This is a genomic window from Clostridium celatum (assembly GCF_021412605.1).
GTDB classification, from domain to species: Bacteria; Bacillota; Clostridia; order Clostridiales; family Clostridiaceae; genus Clostridium; species Clostridium celatum.
On sequence record NZ_JAJKGM010000017.1, the window covers coordinates 38,578 to 54,081 of the forward strand.

The 15,504-nt window shown below is 27.9% G+C and carries 20 protein-coding genes; 18 read left to right on the forward strand and 2 right to left on the reverse strand.

Features of this window, described 5'->3' with window-relative positions; genetic code table 11:
* Nucleotides 1–31 precede the first annotated feature (31 nt).
* The 3 genes from LPC13_RS08830 to LPC13_RS08840 all read left to right on the forward strand — a co-directional run bounded on the left by LPC13_RS08830 (nucleotide 32) and on the right by LPC13_RS08840 (nucleotide 3,325).
* Entirely contained in the window at nucleotides 32–1,174 is a 1,143-nt protein-coding gene (locus LPC13_RS08830) for a cysteine desulfurase family protein (protein ID WP_005210148.1), read from the forward strand.
* The gene (thiI, locus tag LPC13_RS08835) at nucleotides 1,171–2,328 is read left to right on the forward strand and encodes a tRNA uracil 4-sulfurtransferase ThiI (protein WP_005210150.1); all 1,158 of its coding nucleotides are present in this window, start codon (nucleotides 1,171–1,173) and stop codon (nucleotides 2,326–2,328) included. Before LPC13_RS08830 ends, thiI begins: the two co-directional genes overlap by 4 nt.
* 358 nt (nucleotides 2,329–2,686) lie before the next feature.
* Nucleotides 2,687–3,325, forward strand: coding sequence for a hypothetical protein (locus LPC13_RS08840; RefSeq protein ID WP_005210152.1), 639 nt, complete (start codon nucleotides 2,687–2,689; stop codon nucleotides 3,323–3,325).
* Between the two features lie 216 nt (nucleotides 3,326–3,541).
* On the opposite strand, the gene LPC13_RS08845 is transcribed toward LPC13_RS08840, so the two are convergent.
* Nucleotides 3,542–5,584 carry a tetratricopeptide repeat protein gene (locus LPC13_RS08845; protein WP_005210157.1) on the reverse strand — a complete coding sequence of 681 codons (2,043 nt, stop codon included), beginning with the start codon at nucleotides 5,582–5,584 and terminating at the stop codon, nucleotides 3,542–3,544.
* Between the two features lie 306 nt (nucleotides 5,585–5,890).
* Complete coding sequence (locus LPC13_RS08850; protein WP_005210159.1) at nucleotides 5,891–6,307, reverse strand: hypothetical protein; 417 nt, start codon at nucleotides 6,305–6,307, stop codon at nucleotides 5,891–5,893.
* A gap of 234 nt (nucleotides 6,308–6,541) precedes the next feature.
* Between LPC13_RS08850 and LPC13_RS08855 the strand changes: the two genes are divergently transcribed.
* From LPC13_RS08855 to LPC13_RS08925, 15 genes are read left to right on the forward strand one after another with little or no spacing between them, the layout of a single operon-like run.
* A complete protein-coding gene (locus tag LPC13_RS08855) occupies nucleotides 6,542–6,919 on the forward strand; it encodes an NADH-quinone oxidoreductase subunit C (protein WP_005210161.1) in 378 nt (125 codons plus the stop codon).
* Between the two features lie 13 nt (nucleotides 6,920–6,932).
* Nucleotides 6,933–8,015 carry a hydrogenase large subunit gene (locus tag LPC13_RS08860; protein WP_005210163.1) on the forward strand — a complete coding sequence of 361 codons (1,083 nt, stop codon included), beginning with the start codon at nucleotides 6,933–6,935 and terminating at the stop codon, nucleotides 8,013–8,015.
* A gap of 6 nt (nucleotides 8,016–8,021) precedes the next feature.
* Nucleotides 8,022–8,363 carry a hydrogenase maturation nickel metallochaperone HypA gene (gene hypA, locus LPC13_RS08865; protein WP_005210164.1) on the forward strand — a complete coding sequence of 114 codons (342 nt, stop codon included), beginning with the start codon at nucleotides 8,022–8,024 and terminating at the stop codon, nucleotides 8,361–8,363.
* A gap of 1 nt (nucleotide 8,364) precedes the next feature.
* Nucleotides 8,365–9,009 carry a hydrogenase nickel incorporation protein HypB gene (gene hypB / locus LPC13_RS08870; protein ID WP_234088756.1) on the forward strand — a complete coding sequence of 215 codons (645 nt, stop codon included), beginning with the start codon at nucleotides 8,365–8,367 and terminating at the stop codon, nucleotides 9,007–9,009.
* A gap of 19 nt (nucleotides 9,010–9,028) precedes the next feature.
* On the forward strand, nucleotides 9,029–9,559 hold the full coding sequence (locus LPC13_RS08875) for a Na+/H+ antiporter subunit E (protein ID WP_195244891.1): 531 nt from the start codon (nucleotides 9,029–9,031) through the stop codon (nucleotides 9,557–9,559).
* Entirely contained in the window at nucleotides 9,559–9,822 is a 264-nt protein-coding gene (locus LPC13_RS08880; protein ID WP_005210169.1) for a monovalent cation/H+ antiporter complex subunit F, read from the forward strand. The genes LPC13_RS08875 and LPC13_RS08880 overlap by 1 nt, the downstream gene beginning before the upstream one ends.
* Entirely contained in the window at nucleotides 9,822–10,166 is a 345-nt protein-coding gene (mnhG, locus tag LPC13_RS08885) for a monovalent cation/H(+) antiporter subunit G (RefSeq protein ID WP_005210170.1), read from the forward strand. Before LPC13_RS08880 ends, mnhG begins: the two co-directional genes overlap by 1 nt.
* On the forward strand, nucleotides 10,159–10,422 hold the full coding sequence (locus tag LPC13_RS08890) for a hydrogenase subunit MbhD domain-containing protein (protein ID WP_005210172.1): 264 nt from the start codon (nucleotides 10,159–10,161) through the stop codon (nucleotides 10,420–10,422). Before mnhG ends, LPC13_RS08890 begins: the two co-directional genes overlap by 8 nt.
* Complete coding sequence (gene mbhE / locus LPC13_RS08895; protein ID WP_005210175.1) at nucleotides 10,419–10,697, forward strand: hydrogen gas-evolving membrane-bound hydrogenase subunit E; 279 nt, start codon at nucleotides 10,419–10,421, stop codon at nucleotides 10,695–10,697. Before LPC13_RS08890 ends, mbhE begins: the two co-directional genes overlap by 4 nt.
* 1 nt (nucleotide 10,698) lies before the next feature.
* Nucleotides 10,699–11,139 carry an MnhB domain-containing protein gene (locus LPC13_RS08900; RefSeq protein WP_005210178.1) on the forward strand — a complete coding sequence of 147 codons (441 nt, stop codon included), beginning with the start codon at nucleotides 10,699–10,701 and terminating at the stop codon, nucleotides 11,137–11,139.
* Complete coding sequence (locus tag LPC13_RS08905) at nucleotides 11,140–11,475, forward strand: sodium:proton antiporter (protein ID WP_005210180.1); 336 nt, start codon at nucleotides 11,140–11,142, stop codon at nucleotides 11,473–11,475. It abuts the gene before it with no gap.
* On the forward strand, nucleotides 11,472–13,481 hold the full coding sequence (locus LPC13_RS08910; RefSeq protein ID WP_005210182.1) for a proton-conducting transporter transmembrane domain-containing protein: 2,010 nt from the start codon (nucleotides 11,472–11,474) through the stop codon (nucleotides 13,479–13,481). Before LPC13_RS08905 ends, LPC13_RS08910 begins: the two co-directional genes overlap by 4 nt.
* A 12-nt stretch (nucleotides 13,482–13,493) precedes the next feature.
* Entirely contained in the window at nucleotides 13,494–14,471 is a 978-nt protein-coding gene (locus LPC13_RS08915; protein ID WP_005210185.1) for a respiratory chain complex I subunit 1 family protein, read from the forward strand.
* A 14-nt stretch (nucleotides 14,472–14,485) separates the two neighbouring features.
* Nucleotides 14,486–14,929, forward strand: coding sequence for an NADH-quinone oxidoreductase subunit B family protein (locus LPC13_RS08920; protein WP_005210187.1), 444 nt, complete (start codon nucleotides 14,486–14,488; stop codon nucleotides 14,927–14,929).
* Entirely contained in the window at nucleotides 14,916–15,392 is a 477-nt protein-coding gene (locus LPC13_RS08925; protein WP_005210188.1) for a 4Fe-4S binding protein, read from the forward strand. The genes LPC13_RS08920 and LPC13_RS08925 overlap by 14 nt, the downstream gene beginning before the upstream one ends.
* Nucleotides 15,393–15,504: the final 112 nt, after the last annotated feature.

The following is a 15,504-nucleotide window of genomic DNA, read 5'->3' on the forward strand; positions in this document are numbered from 1 at the left end:
TGCAAATACTAAAGGAAAGGAGTGATTGTCAATGGAAATTTATTTTGATAATAGTGCAACTACTGTGCCTTACGATGAAGTAATAGAAGAAGTTAGTAAAGGTATGAAGGAGTATTTTGGCAATCCATCATCTTTACATAAGATAGGAATGAAATGTGAAAAGAGATTAAATGAAGCAAGAGAATATTTTGCATCAACTATTAAGTGTAATAAAGATGAAATATACTTTACTTCTGGAGGAAGTGAAGGAAATAACTTAATTTTAAAAGGGCTATTAAAGCCAGGACATCATTTAATTACAACAACTTTTGAACATCATTCTATAATTAATACTTGTAAAGAATTAGAAGATAGAGGCATTAAGGTTACATATTTAGATGTTGATAGTGAAGGTAAAATTTCATTAGAAGATTTGGAAGAAGCAATATGTAAAGATACTGTTTTAGTTTCAATAATGTATGTAAATAATGAAATGGGAGCTATACAAGATATTGAAGCTATAGGAAATCTAATAAAAGAAAAAAGTAATAGAGCTAAATTACATATAGATGCAGTTCAAGGATATGGAAAACTTCCTATTGATGTTAATAAATCAAAAATAGACTTTTTAACAGTAGCAGGGCATAAAATACATGGACCTAAAGGTGTAGGTTTTGTATACATAAAAAAGGGGATTGTATTAAATTCTCTTATTTCTGGTGGTGAACAGGAAAAAGGATTTAGAGCAGGTACTGAAAATTTACCTGGAGTAATTGGATTTGAAAAAGCTGCTAAAATTACTTTTGAAAATATGGATTTAAATTATAATAAAGTATTAGAAGTTAAAGCTTATTTTATAGAAAGATTAAAAGAAATAGACAATATTAGAATTAATAGTCCTTTAGATGGTTTTTCACCTTATATTTTAAATGTATCATTTTTAGGTGTTAGAGCAGAAGTATTATTACACTTATTAGAAGATCAAGGAATTTATGTTGCAACTGGTTCTGCGTGTACATCAAAATCTAGTGCAGCTCATGGAAGTTATGTAATAAAAGCTTTAGGATTAAATAATAGAGAAATTGAATCAGCGATACGATTTTCTTTCTCATATGAAAATACAAAAGATGATGTAGATTATACAATTGACGTACTAAAGAAGTCGTTAGTGTTTTTAAGGAGAGTAAAAAGATGAGTAATGAATTAATATTAGTTAAGTATGCGCCAGAAATATTTTTAAAGGGGCAAAATAGAGGGAAATTTGAAAAGAAATTAAGAGATAATATAAAGAAAAAGCTTGAAGGATTAAACTATGAGTTTATTACTGATCAAGGTAGATATTTTATTAAGGCAGAAAATATAAAAGAAGCTACAGAAAGAGTAAGAAAGGTTTTTGGAGTTGCTGAAGTTTGGATAGTAACAGAAGTTGAAAGAGATTTAACTGCAATTAAGGAAGAGTGTTTAAAGAGAATTAAAGAAGCTAATCCTAAGACTTTTAAAATAGAAACAAATAGAGCAAATAAAAAGTTTGCTTTAAATTCAATAGAAACATCTAGGGATGTTGGAGGATATATTCTACATCATTTTGAAGGCGATTTAGATGTTGATGTTAAAAATCCAGAATGTTTAGTTAAAGTAGAGATAAGAGAAAAGGCATATATATGTACAAGTAACGATAAAATAAAAGGGGTAAGAGGATTACCTTATGGAATGAATGGTAGTACAATGCTTATGTTATCAGGTGGTATAGATTCACCAGTTGCAGGTTATTTAATGGCAAGAAGAGGTGTTGAACTTAACTGTGTTTATTATCACAGTCATCCATATACTTCTGAAAGAGCTAAGGATAAGGTTAAAGAATTAGCAAAAATACTTGCAAAATATACAGAAAGAGTTAACTTATATATTGTTCCGTTTACAGAAATTCAATTAGATATAATGGAAAAGTGCAGACCAGATGAATTAACTATATTAATGAGAAGATTTATGATGAGATGTGCTTGTGCTTTAGCAGAAAAGTATGGAGTACAATCAATTTCAAGTGGTGAAAGTATAGGTCAAGTTGCAAGTCAAACAATGGAAGGTTTAATAGTAAGTACAGATTGTGCAGATAGACCAGTATTTAGACCATTAATAATTATGGATAAAGAAGAAATTATGGATATAGCTAAGGAAATTGGAACATTTGAAACTTCAATATTACCATATGAAGATTGTTGTACAATATTCGTACCAAAGCACCCTAAAACAAAACCACAATTAGAAGCAATGAGAAAAGCTGAATCAGTTTTAGATATAGATGCAATGGTTGAAAAGGCTATTAATGATACAGAATTAGTAGTTTACTAAGGGTTTAAAATGTAATAATAAAATTATCCACAATGCGATTTTAGATATGTATAAATACCTAAAATTATACATTGTGGATTTTATTTTAATTTAAAAAGAGAGAATATTAAAATTTTATTTAAATAAGTTAATGATATTGATAAATAGCACTTTATTTACATTGATGGTAATAGTATAATCAAAAGAGTTAAATACTATAAATACACGGAATTTTTAATTATAAGAAAATTTAGATTTAACAGAAGGTTAGAAGTTGTTATATAGTTTCATATAATTTATTTATAGAAATTATAGTATTACAACTGATAGCTATTAGATTAAAATTTTGTAAATATGTAATAAGGAAGATAAATTAATAATGTTTGAAATAATAGTATCAATAATAGTAGTATGTTGTATTATATATCTATTTAAAGGAGAATTTTTTAGACGAAAAGCAGTTGTTACAGTTGTTGAAAATTTACCATTAGATATATTTAAGAAGAAGGATAAAAATAAGAATAAAGAAGTTAAAGAATATAAGGATGAAAATAGTAAAGAATCAAAAAATAATAAAGAAATAGAAACTGTAAAAGTAGAAGATTCTTATAATGAAGAAGAAAAAGTATATGAAAATACTGTTCAAATAGAAGATGAAGATATTTCAGAAGAAGTAGAGATTAGTGAGTATGATAATAAGATTGAAGATTTAATAAGTATAGATATAATAGATGAAAATCAAAATAATATTAATGAGAAAAGTACATATATAGGTGAAATTAAAATAGATATTGATGAAAAAAAAGAAGAAAATATTGAAAGTTATATAAATGCCGAAGAAATAGATGAAGATACAGATATATTAACGGAAGAAACTCTAATAACAGTATACTGGACTCCAAAAGGAAAGAGTTATCATATGAGTAGTACATGTAGAACACTTTCAAGAAGTAAAGTAATAAATAGTGGTACTCTACAGGAGTGTGATCGTCAATATGCCTGTGAGCATTGTAAATAGACTATTGCAAACTATAGTGAAGTTAAAAAATTAATTACAAATATTTTCACTACAATATTATAATAAATTTTTCTATATGGCTATTTTAGCAATAATTAAGGATATTAGTATAAAAGTTAATGTCCTTGCTATATTTTATATAGTGTTTGTAGCAAGAACATTAACTTTAAGAATGTTATATAATAATTTTTTTATTAACTTTAGACAAGAATAAAGTTAAGAGTGTTTGTAGAGATATTTCATATTGCTGAAAATATTTGAGATAGTTTTAAGTGTATTAGGAATAAATTCTTTTTCTTTATAGTTAGGGTTATTTATAACTTCTATATTAACTATTTTCTTTGTTCTGCCAGCTAACCTATTATTAATATTGCGTAAGTATATTTTTGGATAGTGAAGGTTAGGAGCAAGTTTAAGTAGCTTTTTAAAGTTAATCTTTGCATTGTTTAAGTCATTAGTATAGTAGTAGCAAAGTGCATATCTATATAAGAAATTTTCGTTATTAGTAAAAAGGCAACCAGATATAGAATTAGCTTCTTTTTCTAAATAATAAAGAGCTTCTTTATATTGTTTTACATCAACTAATAAAATAGCTAAATTAATAGAACATAAAAAATTATTAGAATCTAGTGCTAGTCCTTTTTTATAATAGTTTATAGCATCATAAGTTAAATTCATATAAGAAAAGTAATCACCATATAATCTAAATAATTCACAGTCTTCTGTATAAATATTATGAGCTAAATCTAAATACTTTAATGCATCTTTAGATTTGGAATCAATTAAATTTGATGCTAAAGTACGATTTTCAAGATATATTTCTAAGAGATCATTAGGTACATTAGCTAAATATTTATAGCTAGGTGCATTAATCTTTTTTGATTCTGTAAATATAAAATTAATGTTTATTTTAGGATAGAGTGTGATAAGTTCATTATAGCGTTCGTTCCAATTAAATTGCTTTTGAAGTAACTTTAAAACTTCGGTAGGAATATATTTATGTTTTTCTAAAAATAATAGTAATTCATTTTCCAAAATATAAAATAATTTAGAGTCATTCATATGGTTGTTAATAAAGTTTTCCCAAATATTTAATGAAGTTCTAAGATTAAAATTACTGTATATTTCCTCTAGATTATTAATAAATAGTGCAATTTGACTATCGATATATTTTTCATATGAAGGTCTTACAATTGGCGCGACTTTAGTGTTTGAATTATTTTCTTTTATATTTTTTATATAGTTATTTAATGATGTATCTTTAGGGTTTAGTTTTAATAAAATTTTAAATAACCTTTCAGATTTATCGTAATCAAAAGAATAATAATAGCTATAGGCTAAGTCGTATAATGACGATATATCTAAGTCGTTTCTAATATTAGCTAAGTATTTCTCTAAGTAAATAACGGCATTAGAATATTGTTTACAGCTATAAAGAATATGACCATACTTTGAAAGACAGTATAAATCATTTTTATTGATATCAAGTGCTTCTTTAAAATAACGTAATGCACTTATAAAATCCTTTTTTTCATAATAATAACTTCCTAATAATTTTAATAAATCAAAATCAAATTTATAAAGAGAATAGGCTGCAATTAGATTTTTATAACTTTCTTTTATGTTTGAATCTTTAAAATAGATATATGCTTTTTCTCTTAATGATAAATACTCTTCTACAATTTCTGGATTAATATTTGAAAGATATTTATAAGATATAGGTAATGGATTTGAAATTGTATTTAAAAGTAAGTCTATAGAATTTTTATTATATAGAGAATAAAGATAATTTTTCCTTTCAGTCCAATTAAATTTTTTGTTGAGAAAAACATATATTTTATTTGGTATATATCTGTGAGTTATTAAAAAGTTAATAAACTTATTTTCTAAAATAGCAAATGTATTTTCATCATCAAAACTGATGTTATTTAATATTAACATCCAATTCTTTTCATTAAATCTAAGAGAACTATCAGAATAAATATAATTAAGTCTAGAAAAAATATCAGAGATATTATCTATGTGAGTATTATCATTACAATAGTTAGTTATGTAATTTAATATATTAGAATTGTTAGTTTTAGTTATACCACCAGCGATATCTTGAATAGATGAATTAGCTAATGTTACAGCTTTATCATATGCAACTTTAAGCATTTGTTTTTTTGAAGGTTTATTTTTCAACAGATTATCATATGTTTCATTTATTCTTTTTACATCTTTTGTAGGAGCTATTCCAAGTATTGACCAACAATTCATATTTAACACCTCTCTTTTTGTAATTTATATGATATATTATAACATTTTTGTATAAATAAGGAATAAAAAAGATTAGACATTTTGTACATATAATGAATATAAAAGTGTGGTATTTTACAAAAAGCATACTTAAAGTGTGTTTAAAGATGAGGTAAAATGAAAAAAAATAGAATAAAATGTTAAAATAATTAATAAAAAATATACTTAAAAAAGATAATTTTAAGAAAAATAGAAATATAAAAATAGAAATATATTGATAGATAAATATTTATAATAAAAAAAGTCGCTATTTTGCGACTCTTTTTATTATCTTGATCTCATTTTTGTAGCTTGTTGTCTAGCCTTCTTTATTTGGCTGTGATCGAATGGATGAAGGTCTTTTCTAGTGCTTAAGTTTGCGATGTTAGAAGCCATAATAACTTCTGAATTAGCTTTACCTTTTTCACCTTTAATACCCATGATAATTACTTTGTGACCTTGATTAATATCTATAAATTCAGGCTTTTTAAACCATCTATTTCTCTTATATTCACATTTAGCTATTTGCTTACCTGCATCAGATTTAACAACTAACCAAACATGTAATCTATTAAAAATACCTAGAAAACTTTTAGTTTCACTTTTTACTGATAAGACTGTACCAGAAACACTTGTCATTCTATCTCCGTATTTTTCCATGTATGCATCAGAGTAATATTTCGTCATTTTATCTTTGAAACCCATTGCAAAAACTCCTTTAATTATAAATTATACTATGTAAACAACAATCATATATTATGTATTATATCATAAAAAATGTATATATAAAACAAAAAAATATAAGTAATGTGATAAGTAAGAATAAAAAGATATTTTTTTAAAATGACCATAATATATTAAATTGTAAATAGAAATGAAGTATAATTAGATTATGGAAATGGTAAAAAAAGTAAAATAGAAAGAGAGGAGGGAAAAATCATGGGTAATAATATTATTAATGAGATTTCTAAGGAAAATCTTTTAACTATAGTTAAAAATATTAGGGATAAAGGTGGAAGATTAGTCGCTATAAATGGATATGTAAATAAAGAAAAAACTAATATTGTAGTGTATACATTAGAATATGATGATGTTCGAGGGCAGTATCGAATAATCGGAGAAGATAGAATACCAACATTAACTAATATATATAAGGGTGCACAATGGTTTGAAGAAGAAATACAAGAGATGATGCCAGTAAAATTTGATGGACTTGAATTTAGTGGAAGATTATTTTTGCCGGAAGAGTTTAAGAATGGAGAAGGACAAATACTTATTATGACGTTAGAAGAATTAAAGAAATTGAAAGATAAATAAAGGGGGTAAAAAAGTGAGTTATATTTTACCGTTAGGACCTTATCATCCTGCATTGGAAGAACCGGTTCATGTAAAACTACTTACAGAGGGAGAGATTATAAAAGATTCTGAAGTATTTATAGGATATAACCATAGAGGAATAGAGAAATTAACAGAGTCTAGAAATTATATTCAAACAATAACTTTAGTAGAGAGAGTATGTGGAATTTGTTCACACTCTCATGCCATGACATATTGTTTAGCTGTAGAAAATATTGCAGGAATGGAAGTTCCCAAAAGAGGAAGTTATATAAGAGTAATAATAAGTGAATTGGAGAGATTACATTCACATTATTTATGGTTAGGATTAGCTGCTCATATAATTGCTTTTGATTCATTATTTATGATGTGTTTTGCATCAAGGGAAAAGATAATGGATATGTTAGAAGTTATATCAGGTAATAGAGTAAATTATGCTATGAATATAGTAGGGGGAGCTAGAAGAGATATTACCAAAGAACAAAAAGATACGGTATTAAAAATGATAGAAGAATTAAGAAGAGAATATAAAAATATTTATAATGTATATGCTAAAGATTCAAGTATAGCAGCAAGAACAAAGGGAGTTGGAATCTTAACAACTGATGATGCATTAAATTATGGGGCTTGTGGACCACATGGAAGAGCATCAGGAGTAAATTTTGATGTAAGGAAAAGTATGCCATATAACTGTTATGAAGATTTTGATTTTAATGTAGCTTTAGCAAATGATGGAGATGTTTTCTCTAGGGCTGTGATTAGATTAATTGAAATAGAAGAAAGCTGCAAGATTATTGAGCAAGCACTTAAGAATATGCCAGAAGGTCCTATTAATTTAGGCAATAAAATACCTAAAGTTCCAGCAGGGGAGTATATAGCAGTTACAGAAGCACCAAGAGGAGAAGTAACTTATTATGTAGTATCCAATGGTGGACAAACCAATGGAAGAGTTAATATTCATGTACCAACCTTTAAGAATGCAATGACTGTTCCTGTTATGCTCAAAAATAATACAATTGCAGATGCTGGACTTATAGTTGCTAGTATAGATCCATGTTTTTCATGTTTGGATAGGTAATAAATCATGCATGAATTAGCTGTAACACAATCTATACTAAAGATATGTATAGATGAAGGCGAAAAGTATAATGTTAAAAGAATAAAAAAGTTAAATATAAAGGTTGGAGAATTAACTGATTTAGTTCCAAGTTGTATATCATACTATTTTAAAATAGTTGCAAAAGATACAATTGCAGAAGAAGCGGAAATTAATATAGAGAAAATAAAGGTTGCTATAACTTGTAATAAATGTGGATACAAAGGTGAACTTGGAGAAAATAATTATGTATGTCCTAAATGTAAAGGTAATAACTATAAAATAATTAAAGGAAGAGAGTTTTATTTAGATACCATGGAGGTTGATTAAGATGGAAATAAAAGTTGTGAGACAAATATTAGAGTGGAATGAAGATTGTCATAAAGAAGTACAAGAAGAACTAAGAGAAAAATCAGTATCAATGATAAATATAATGGGATCGCCAGGTGCAGGAAAGACAACATTTATATTAAATTTGATAAATGAATTAAAAAAATATGATAAAAAAGTAGGTGTAATTGAAGGGGATATTGAGGGGACTATAGATGCTAAAAGAATAAAAGGGGAGGGAATTCCTGTAGTTCAGCTTAATACTCAAGGTGCTTGTCATATTGAAGCTATGTCTATTAAGCATATTATTGGTGAATTTGACTTAGATGATTTAGATTTGGTTATAGTGGAGAATATAGGAAATTTAGTGTGTCCGGCTGAATTTGATATTGGAGAAGTTTTAAAAATAGCGTTATTAAGTGTTCCAGAGGGCGATGATAAGGTTGTTAAATATCCTTTAATGTTTTCAAAAGCTGATGCAGTAGTAATTACAAAATATGATATGATTAAATATTTTAAATTTGATGACAATGAAGTTGAAAAGCAAACACTTCTTAGAAATCCATATTCTAAAATATTTAAAGTGGACTCATTAAAAGAAGGGGGAACTAAAAAATTTATAAATTGGCTATTAAAAAAAATATAAAAGAGAAGGTGGATATTTAATGAAAAAAGGTACAGCATTTATCTCGACCTTTATTTTGTCATATTTATTTTGGATTTTATTTTTAATGCAAGATTTTAATATATTTAAATTAGGTCATCAAGAACTTATAGTAGGTGCTATTGTAGCCATAGTAGTTAGTTGTTTTACAAGTTCATTTTTTGCACCACAAGATGGATTTTGGTTATTTAAAAATTTAAGAATAATTAATTTAATAATATTCATTCCAGTATACACATGGGAATTAATAAAAGCAAATTTCGTAGTTGCAATAAAAGCTTTATCTCCAAAGTTAAATATTAATCCAGGAATAGTAAAAATAACAACTGATTTAAAGTCAGATTATGGTCTTGCAATGTTATCAAATTGTATAACTTTAACTCCTGGAACTATAACTATGGATATATATGAAGAAGAAGATAAAAATGCAATGTATATTCATTGGATTGATGTTGAAACTGAAGATACAGAAAGAGCATCAGAGATTATAAAGGGTAGGTTTGAATATTTTGTAAGGAGGCTTTTTAAATAATGAATATGAATCTTATATTTACAGTAGTATCCATAATTTTGGCCATCCTAGCGTTAGTTCTAATATATAGGGTATTTAAAGGGCCCACAGTAATAGATAGAGTATTAGCAGCAGATTCTATAGATATAATTTTAGGAGTAATAATGATTTTATTTGGAACAACTGAAGGAAGGGCAATGTTTTTAGACCTTGGATTAATAATTACTCTTTTAGGGTTTATAGGTACAGTTTTAATTTCTAAATATTTAGAGGGGGAATTGTGATGTCTGTGTTAGAAGTAATAGTTTGTATATTAATAATAATTGGGCTATTCTTCACTTTAGCAGGAGTTATTGGTGTAATTAGAATGCCTGATACTTTTTGTAGACTTCAATCAGCAACTAATATAGCGACTATGGGAGCTATGCCAATAGCTTTAGCTTGTAGCATTTATGGTTTTGGTAATTCTAATATATCTTTGGGGATAAAAGCATTAATTATCATGATATTTTTGCTTATAAGCAATCCAGTTGCAGCACATGCTATGTCAAGAGCAGCCTACAAAATAAAAGTCCCATTATGTGATAAAACAAAGGTTGATCATTATGGGAGGGATATAAATGAATAGTTTAAGTATTTTAAATACACTTATAGTAATTGGCTTAGTTATATCCGCTCTTTGTATATTTTTTTTAGATGATATATTGCATTGCATAATAGCTATGGTTGTTTTAGGTAGTTTTTTAGCATTAGAGTTTTTAATTCTAAAAGCTCCTGATGTTGCATTGGCAGAAGCAGCAGTTGGTGCAATATTAACACCAGTAATATTCATTGTAACAATGAATAAAGTTAAAGATAAGAAGGTAAAGGAGGAAAAGAAATGAAAAAGAAAATAACTTATTTAATACTTTTTCTGGTTTTTGCAATATTTTCCTATACGGCCTTTAAGATGGGATCAGAGCCAGAACATTTTGGTGATGCATCTCAAATAATAATAAATGAAACTATGACAGAGACTGGTGCTATAAACACAGTAACAGCAACAGTATTTGATTTTAGGGGATATGATACATTAGGAGAATCAATAGTTTTATTTACAGCGATTTGTGGTGTTGCTGCAGTATTAAGAGTTTCTAAAAAGGCAGAGGAGGAAAGATAATATGAGAAAAAGAAGAGATTCAATTCTTATGTCTTGTACAAATTTGGTATTACCAATTTTGCTTACATTAGGACTTTATATAATAATACATGGACATTTATCACCAGGAGGCGGATTCCAAGGTGGTGTGTTAATAGCAGGTGCAATTTCCACTATTTATATTGGATATGGATCTAAAGGTATAAATAAAGGAATAAAGGAGAATACATTTAAAGTCGCTGAAGATATAGGAGCATTAGGATTCATAATTTTAGCTTTTATAGGATTATTAAGTTCTGGAGTTTTCTTTGGAAATATATTGGAAAAGGGTATTCCGGGAAATTTGTTTTCATCAGGAAGTATATTCTTAATGAATTTTGCAGTAGGCTTTAAGGTTTTTGCTGGTGTTTCTTTTTTAATACTAATTATGTTGGCAAATTTAAAGAAAAAGGAGGGCGAGTAAATGACAATTAACTATATAGGAGCTTTTCTTTTAATATCAATTGGTATTGCCATAATTGTATTAAAGAAAAACTTAATAAAAATTGTAATTGGAATGGGAATAGTAGATTCAGGGATTAATTTGTTGTTAATTTCAATTGGATATAGAACAAATGGGACTGCACCAATATTTAGTGATAATAGTACATTTTTTGTTGATCCTATTCCACAAGCATTAACTCTTACCTCCATAGTAATAGGGGCCTGCGTTACAGCATTAGCACTATCTATAGTAATAAAAATAAAAGAGCATTATGGAAGTATAGAAAGTGATGATATAAGGAGGATTAGAGGATGAGTAAAGAGTTTATTAATAATCTTCCAATAATAGCAATAATGACGCCCTTTATACTAGCTTTTGTATTAGGAATTTTTAAAGATAAGTATTTAAGACTTAAAAAAATTTTAGCAGTATCAGCTATTTTTATATCTTTTATATGTGTATTACTTTTAGTTAAACCTGTACTAGTTGATGGGAATAATATAGTAACCTGGATGGGAAATTGGAGACCTATAAATGGAAAGGCTTATGGTATAGCCCTTGAAATAGATTCTCTAGGTATATTTTTAGGACTTATAATCACTGGAGCGTGTTTGTTGTCTTCAATATTTTCTTTAAAATATATGAGCAAGGATAACGGTCTAGAAAAATATTATGTATTATTTTTATTATTAACTTCAAGTATGATAGGATTTGTATTTACTGGTGATTTATTTAATATGTACGTAATGCTTGAAATAATGACATTTGCAGCAATAGCATTGACTGCATTTAGAAATTATAAATATAAGTCTGTAGAAGCTGCTTTTAAGTATATTGTAACAGGATCACTGGGATCATCATTAATTTTACTTGGAACTTGCTTAATATATAGTGAAACTAAAACATTAAATTTAGCAGAAATAGCAGTTTTAATAAAAATGGAAGGTGAAATAACTCCTATAATGATAGTGGCATTTTCACTTATGATAGTTGGATATGCTGTAAAGGCATTTATGGTACCATGTCATACTTGGCCAGCAGATGCGCATATGGCGGCTCCATCATCAGTTTCAATGATACTTTCAGGTGTAATGAGTAAAACAGGTGTATATGCAATAATAAGGCTTGTATTTATGGTATTTGGATTAGCAAGTAATGAACCTATTGGCTATCTAATATTAGCATGGGGAATTATAACTATGGTAATAGGTGTCTCAATGGCCTTATTGCAACATGATTTTAAGAGGCTTTTAGCATTCCATTCAGTTTCACAAATTGGATATATAATAACAGCCTTTGGAATAGCAATTATAGAAAGTGGTGAAATTGCAGTATTAGCAATGACTGGTGGAGTTTATCATATGATAAACCATGCAATATTTAAAGGATTATTATTTTTAATTGCAGGAGCAATACTATATACTACAGGAACTACAGACTTAGATTCGGTGTCAGGGCTAGGAAAAAGAATGCCTTTTACTATGACTATGTTTATGTTTGGTGCAGCAGCAATCAGTGGCATACCGTTATTTAGCGGCTTTGCATCAAAGTGGATGATTTATGAAGCAGGATTTAGTGGGAATTTAGGAATAGTTTCAATAATAGCAGTAGTAGTTTCAGCTCTTACTTTGGCATCTTTTATAAAGGTTGGAATTAGTGCATTTTTTGGACCATCAAGAGAAGAACATACTGAAATTAATGAAGTTCCGCTTTCAATGAGAATTCCAATGGGAATATTAGCATTAGGAACAGTAGTGTTTGGAGTTTTCCCTAAGTTTATTATAAATAATTTAATAACACCTGTTATTAAGAGTATTTTTAATATAGGAGGATATGTTAATTCAGCACTAGGAAATAGATATGATGAATTATTTAGCAATGAAGTTATTAAGGATATAAACTTTTCAACTAATGGTATATATGAGCCAACTAATTTTTTAGTTCTATTTATAATACTAACTTTAGGTGTTTTAGTATTTGTTACTTTTAAGGGCGAAAATTCAGGAAAGGAAATTGATGAATTTAAAAATAATAATTTTGATATGAGTATATTTAAAAAGTACAGAGAAATTGCTAAAGATGGTACAAACTATAGCAAAGCACCTTTTACTGAGGGATGTAAATATGATATTTACGTTGGAGGAGAAAAGGGAGAGGATGTTAAAATTCAAAGCAATGATTTGTTTTGGGCAATGAAGCATCAGTTAAAGGGATACTTTAATAGTATTAGGCAGGCGCATAATGGTAGTGTAAATGAGTATTCTTTATGGATAGTAGCTACTTTGGTAGTAGTAATAGTAGTTACGTTTATAGTTTTATAGGAGGTGGGAAATATGGAATATTTAAATAAATTAATATATTTACTTGTATTTCCAGGCTTCATTTTTACAGTTATTGTAGGATTATTTTTAGCAGGACTAGATAGAAAAATTGTGGCTAGGATGCAGAGAAGAAGAGGACCTAAACTTACTCAACCTTTTTATGATTTTGTGAAACTTATGGGGAAAGATACTATTATTCCAAGAAATGCAAATAAAATAGTATTTAAAATAGCACCAATAATAGCATTGGTGAGCATTTGTATAATTCCAGTATTACTACCTATTTATAATTGGACATTTATTGGTGGTACAGCAGATATAGTTGTAATAATATATTTATTAATAATTCCAGTTGTAGCGATGATTATAGGGGGAATGGCTTCAGGTTCACCTTTTGCATCTATTGGAGTATCAAGAGAAGTGGTTACAATGGTTTCTTATGAATTGCCACTTATAACTTGCATGCTTGCTGTTTGTAAAAAAGCTGGAATAATATTAGGACAAGGAACAACATACTCATTATCAGCTATAGCAAATGCACAACAAAGTACTAATAGTTTTATGTTTACTATATCATTATTTCCTGCAGCAATAGCTTTTTTAATGATTTTACCGGCAAAAGTAGGAGTAGCTCCCTTTGATGTAGCAGAGGCTGAAACAGAAATTTGTGAGGGACCACTTGCAGAATATAGTGGATTACATTTAGGTTTATTCAAGCTTACTCATAATATTAAGTTTTATGTAATGAGTGCATTATTTGTAGTACTATTTTTGGGGGGAATTGGTGTAAAAACAAATTCACTAGAATTAGATTTACTTATTAACACTTTAATATTATTAGTGCTTGTTACGATAATTTCATTACTGTGTTTATCAATAGTAAGAGGGCTTATGGGAAGATATAAAACACATCAAATGTTTAAGTTTTATTGGACTGTTCCAACTATACTAGCTTTATTAAGTTATGTATTAGTAAGTTTTAATCTATAGGGAGGCAAGAGCATATGTCAATAATTGAAAATGGAAGAAAAAAATCTCCTTGGATATATCATGTAAATACAGGTTCATGTAATGGATGTGATATTGAATTAGTTGCATTACTTGGACCAAGATATGATATTGAAAGATTTGGAGTTAAACTTGCAGGTTCTCCAAGGCATGCAGATATTGTTGTAGTGACAGGTCCAGTAACTTCACAATCAAGGGATAGAATGCTTAGAGTTTTAGCGCAAGTACCAGAACCAAAAGTTATAGTATCTATTGGTTCTTGTCCAGCATCATGTAATGTATTTAAAGGAAGTTATTCTGTTGATGGACCATTAGATAAATGGACTAATGTAGATATTACAGTTGCAGGGTGTGCTCCTAAGCCAGAAGCAATAGCAAAGGGAATATTAGAAGCGATAGAATTACTAAATAAGAAGAGAGAGGAATATGAATATGTTTAAACTTCCATACTTTTTAGAGGGAATTAGTAATATTTTTAAACCGGTATTAACTAATGAAGAATCATTGGATGATATGAAAGGAGTTGAAAATTATAGAGGTAAATTAAAGTTTAATGCAGATGTTTGTATTGGGTGTGGAATTTGTATGCGAGTATGTGCAGCTAATGCTATAACTAGAACAGTAGAAAAGATAGAGGGTGGACAAGAAATAACAATGTCATTTGATTTAACATCATGTACTTTTTGTGGGTTATGTAAAGATTTTTGTTCAAAGAAAGCAATTGATTTAACTGATGAAATTATAATGGTAGCTAATGAGAAAGAAGAATTGAGTATAGGTGGTAAATTTATAAAAAAACTTCCACCAAAGCCGCAAGCAAAGCAAAAGACTGTGATGGATAAAAAGGAAAATAATAAGGAAGTAGTTAAAAAAACTGAAAATGAAGAGAGAGTAAAGAAATAGAAATAAAGAGTTTGTATATGAAAATACAAACTCTTTATTTCTTGGATTAGATTTAGAAATTATAAATAAATTAAGGCTTATAGATAAAGTTTTACATATGTGTATAGAGAGA

Coding starts and splice junctions, on each gene's coding strand:
- LPC13_RS08830 (WP_005210148.1), top strand. CDS start 32: ATGGAAATTTATTTTGATAATAGTGCAACTACTGTGCCTTACGATGAA.
- hypB (WP_234088756.1), top strand. CDS start 8,365: ATGGAAATAAAAGTTGTGAGACAAATATTAGAGTGGAATGAAGATTGT.
- LPC13_RS08925 (WP_005210188.1), top strand. CDS start 14,916: ATGAATATGTTTAAACTTCCATACTTTTTAGAGGGAATTAGTAATATT.
- LPC13_RS08845 (WP_005210157.1), bottom strand. CDS start 5,584: ATGAATTGTTGGTCAATACTTGGAATAGCTCCTACAAAAGATGTAAAA.
- LPC13_RS08910 (WP_005210182.1), top strand. CDS start 11,472: ATGAGTAAAGAGTTTATTAATAATCTTCCAATAATAGCAATAATGACG.
- LPC13_RS08900 (WP_005210178.1), top strand. CDS start 10,699: ATGAGAAAAAGAAGAGATTCAATTCTTATGTCTTGTACAAATTTGGTA.
- LPC13_RS08905 (WP_005210180.1), top strand. CDS start 11,140: ATGACAATTAACTATATAGGAGCTTTTCTTTTAATATCAATTGGTATT.
- LPC13_RS08850 (WP_005210159.1), bottom strand. CDS start 6,307: ATGGGTTTCAAAGATAAAATGACGAAATATTACTCTGATGCATACATG.
- LPC13_RS08890 (WP_005210172.1), top strand. CDS start 10,159: ATGAATAGTTTAAGTATTTTAAATACACTTATAGTAATTGGCTTAGTT.
- mbhE (WP_005210175.1), top strand. CDS start 10,419: ATGAAAAAGAAAATAACTTATTTAATACTTTTTCTGGTTTTTGCAATA.
- LPC13_RS08840 (WP_005210152.1), top strand. CDS start 2,687: ATGTTTGAAATAATAGTATCAATAATAGTAGTATGTTGTATTATATAT.
- hypA (WP_005210164.1), top strand. CDS start 8,022: ATGCATGAATTAGCTGTAACACAATCTATACTAAAGATATGTATAGAT.
- LPC13_RS08920 (WP_005210187.1), top strand. CDS start 14,486: ATGTCAATAATTGAAAATGGAAGAAAAAAATCTCCTTGGATATATCAT.
- LPC13_RS08875 (WP_195244891.1), top strand. CDS start 9,029: ATGAAAAAAGGTACAGCATTTATCTCGACCTTTATTTTGTCATATTTA.
- LPC13_RS08915 (WP_005210185.1), top strand. CDS start 13,494: ATGGAATATTTAAATAAATTAATATATTTACTTGTATTTCCAGGCTTC.
- LPC13_RS08880 (WP_005210169.1), top strand. CDS start 9,559: ATGAATATGAATCTTATATTTACAGTAGTATCCATAATTTTGGCCATC.
- LPC13_RS08855 (WP_005210161.1), top strand. CDS start 6,542: ATGGGTAATAATATTATTAATGAGATTTCTAAGGAAAATCTTTTAACT.
- mnhG (WP_005210170.1), top strand. CDS start 9,822: ATGTCTGTGTTAGAAGTAATAGTTTGTATATTAATAATAATTGGGCTA.
- thiI (WP_005210150.1), top strand. CDS start 1,171: ATGAGTAATGAATTAATATTAGTTAAGTATGCGCCAGAAATATTTTTA.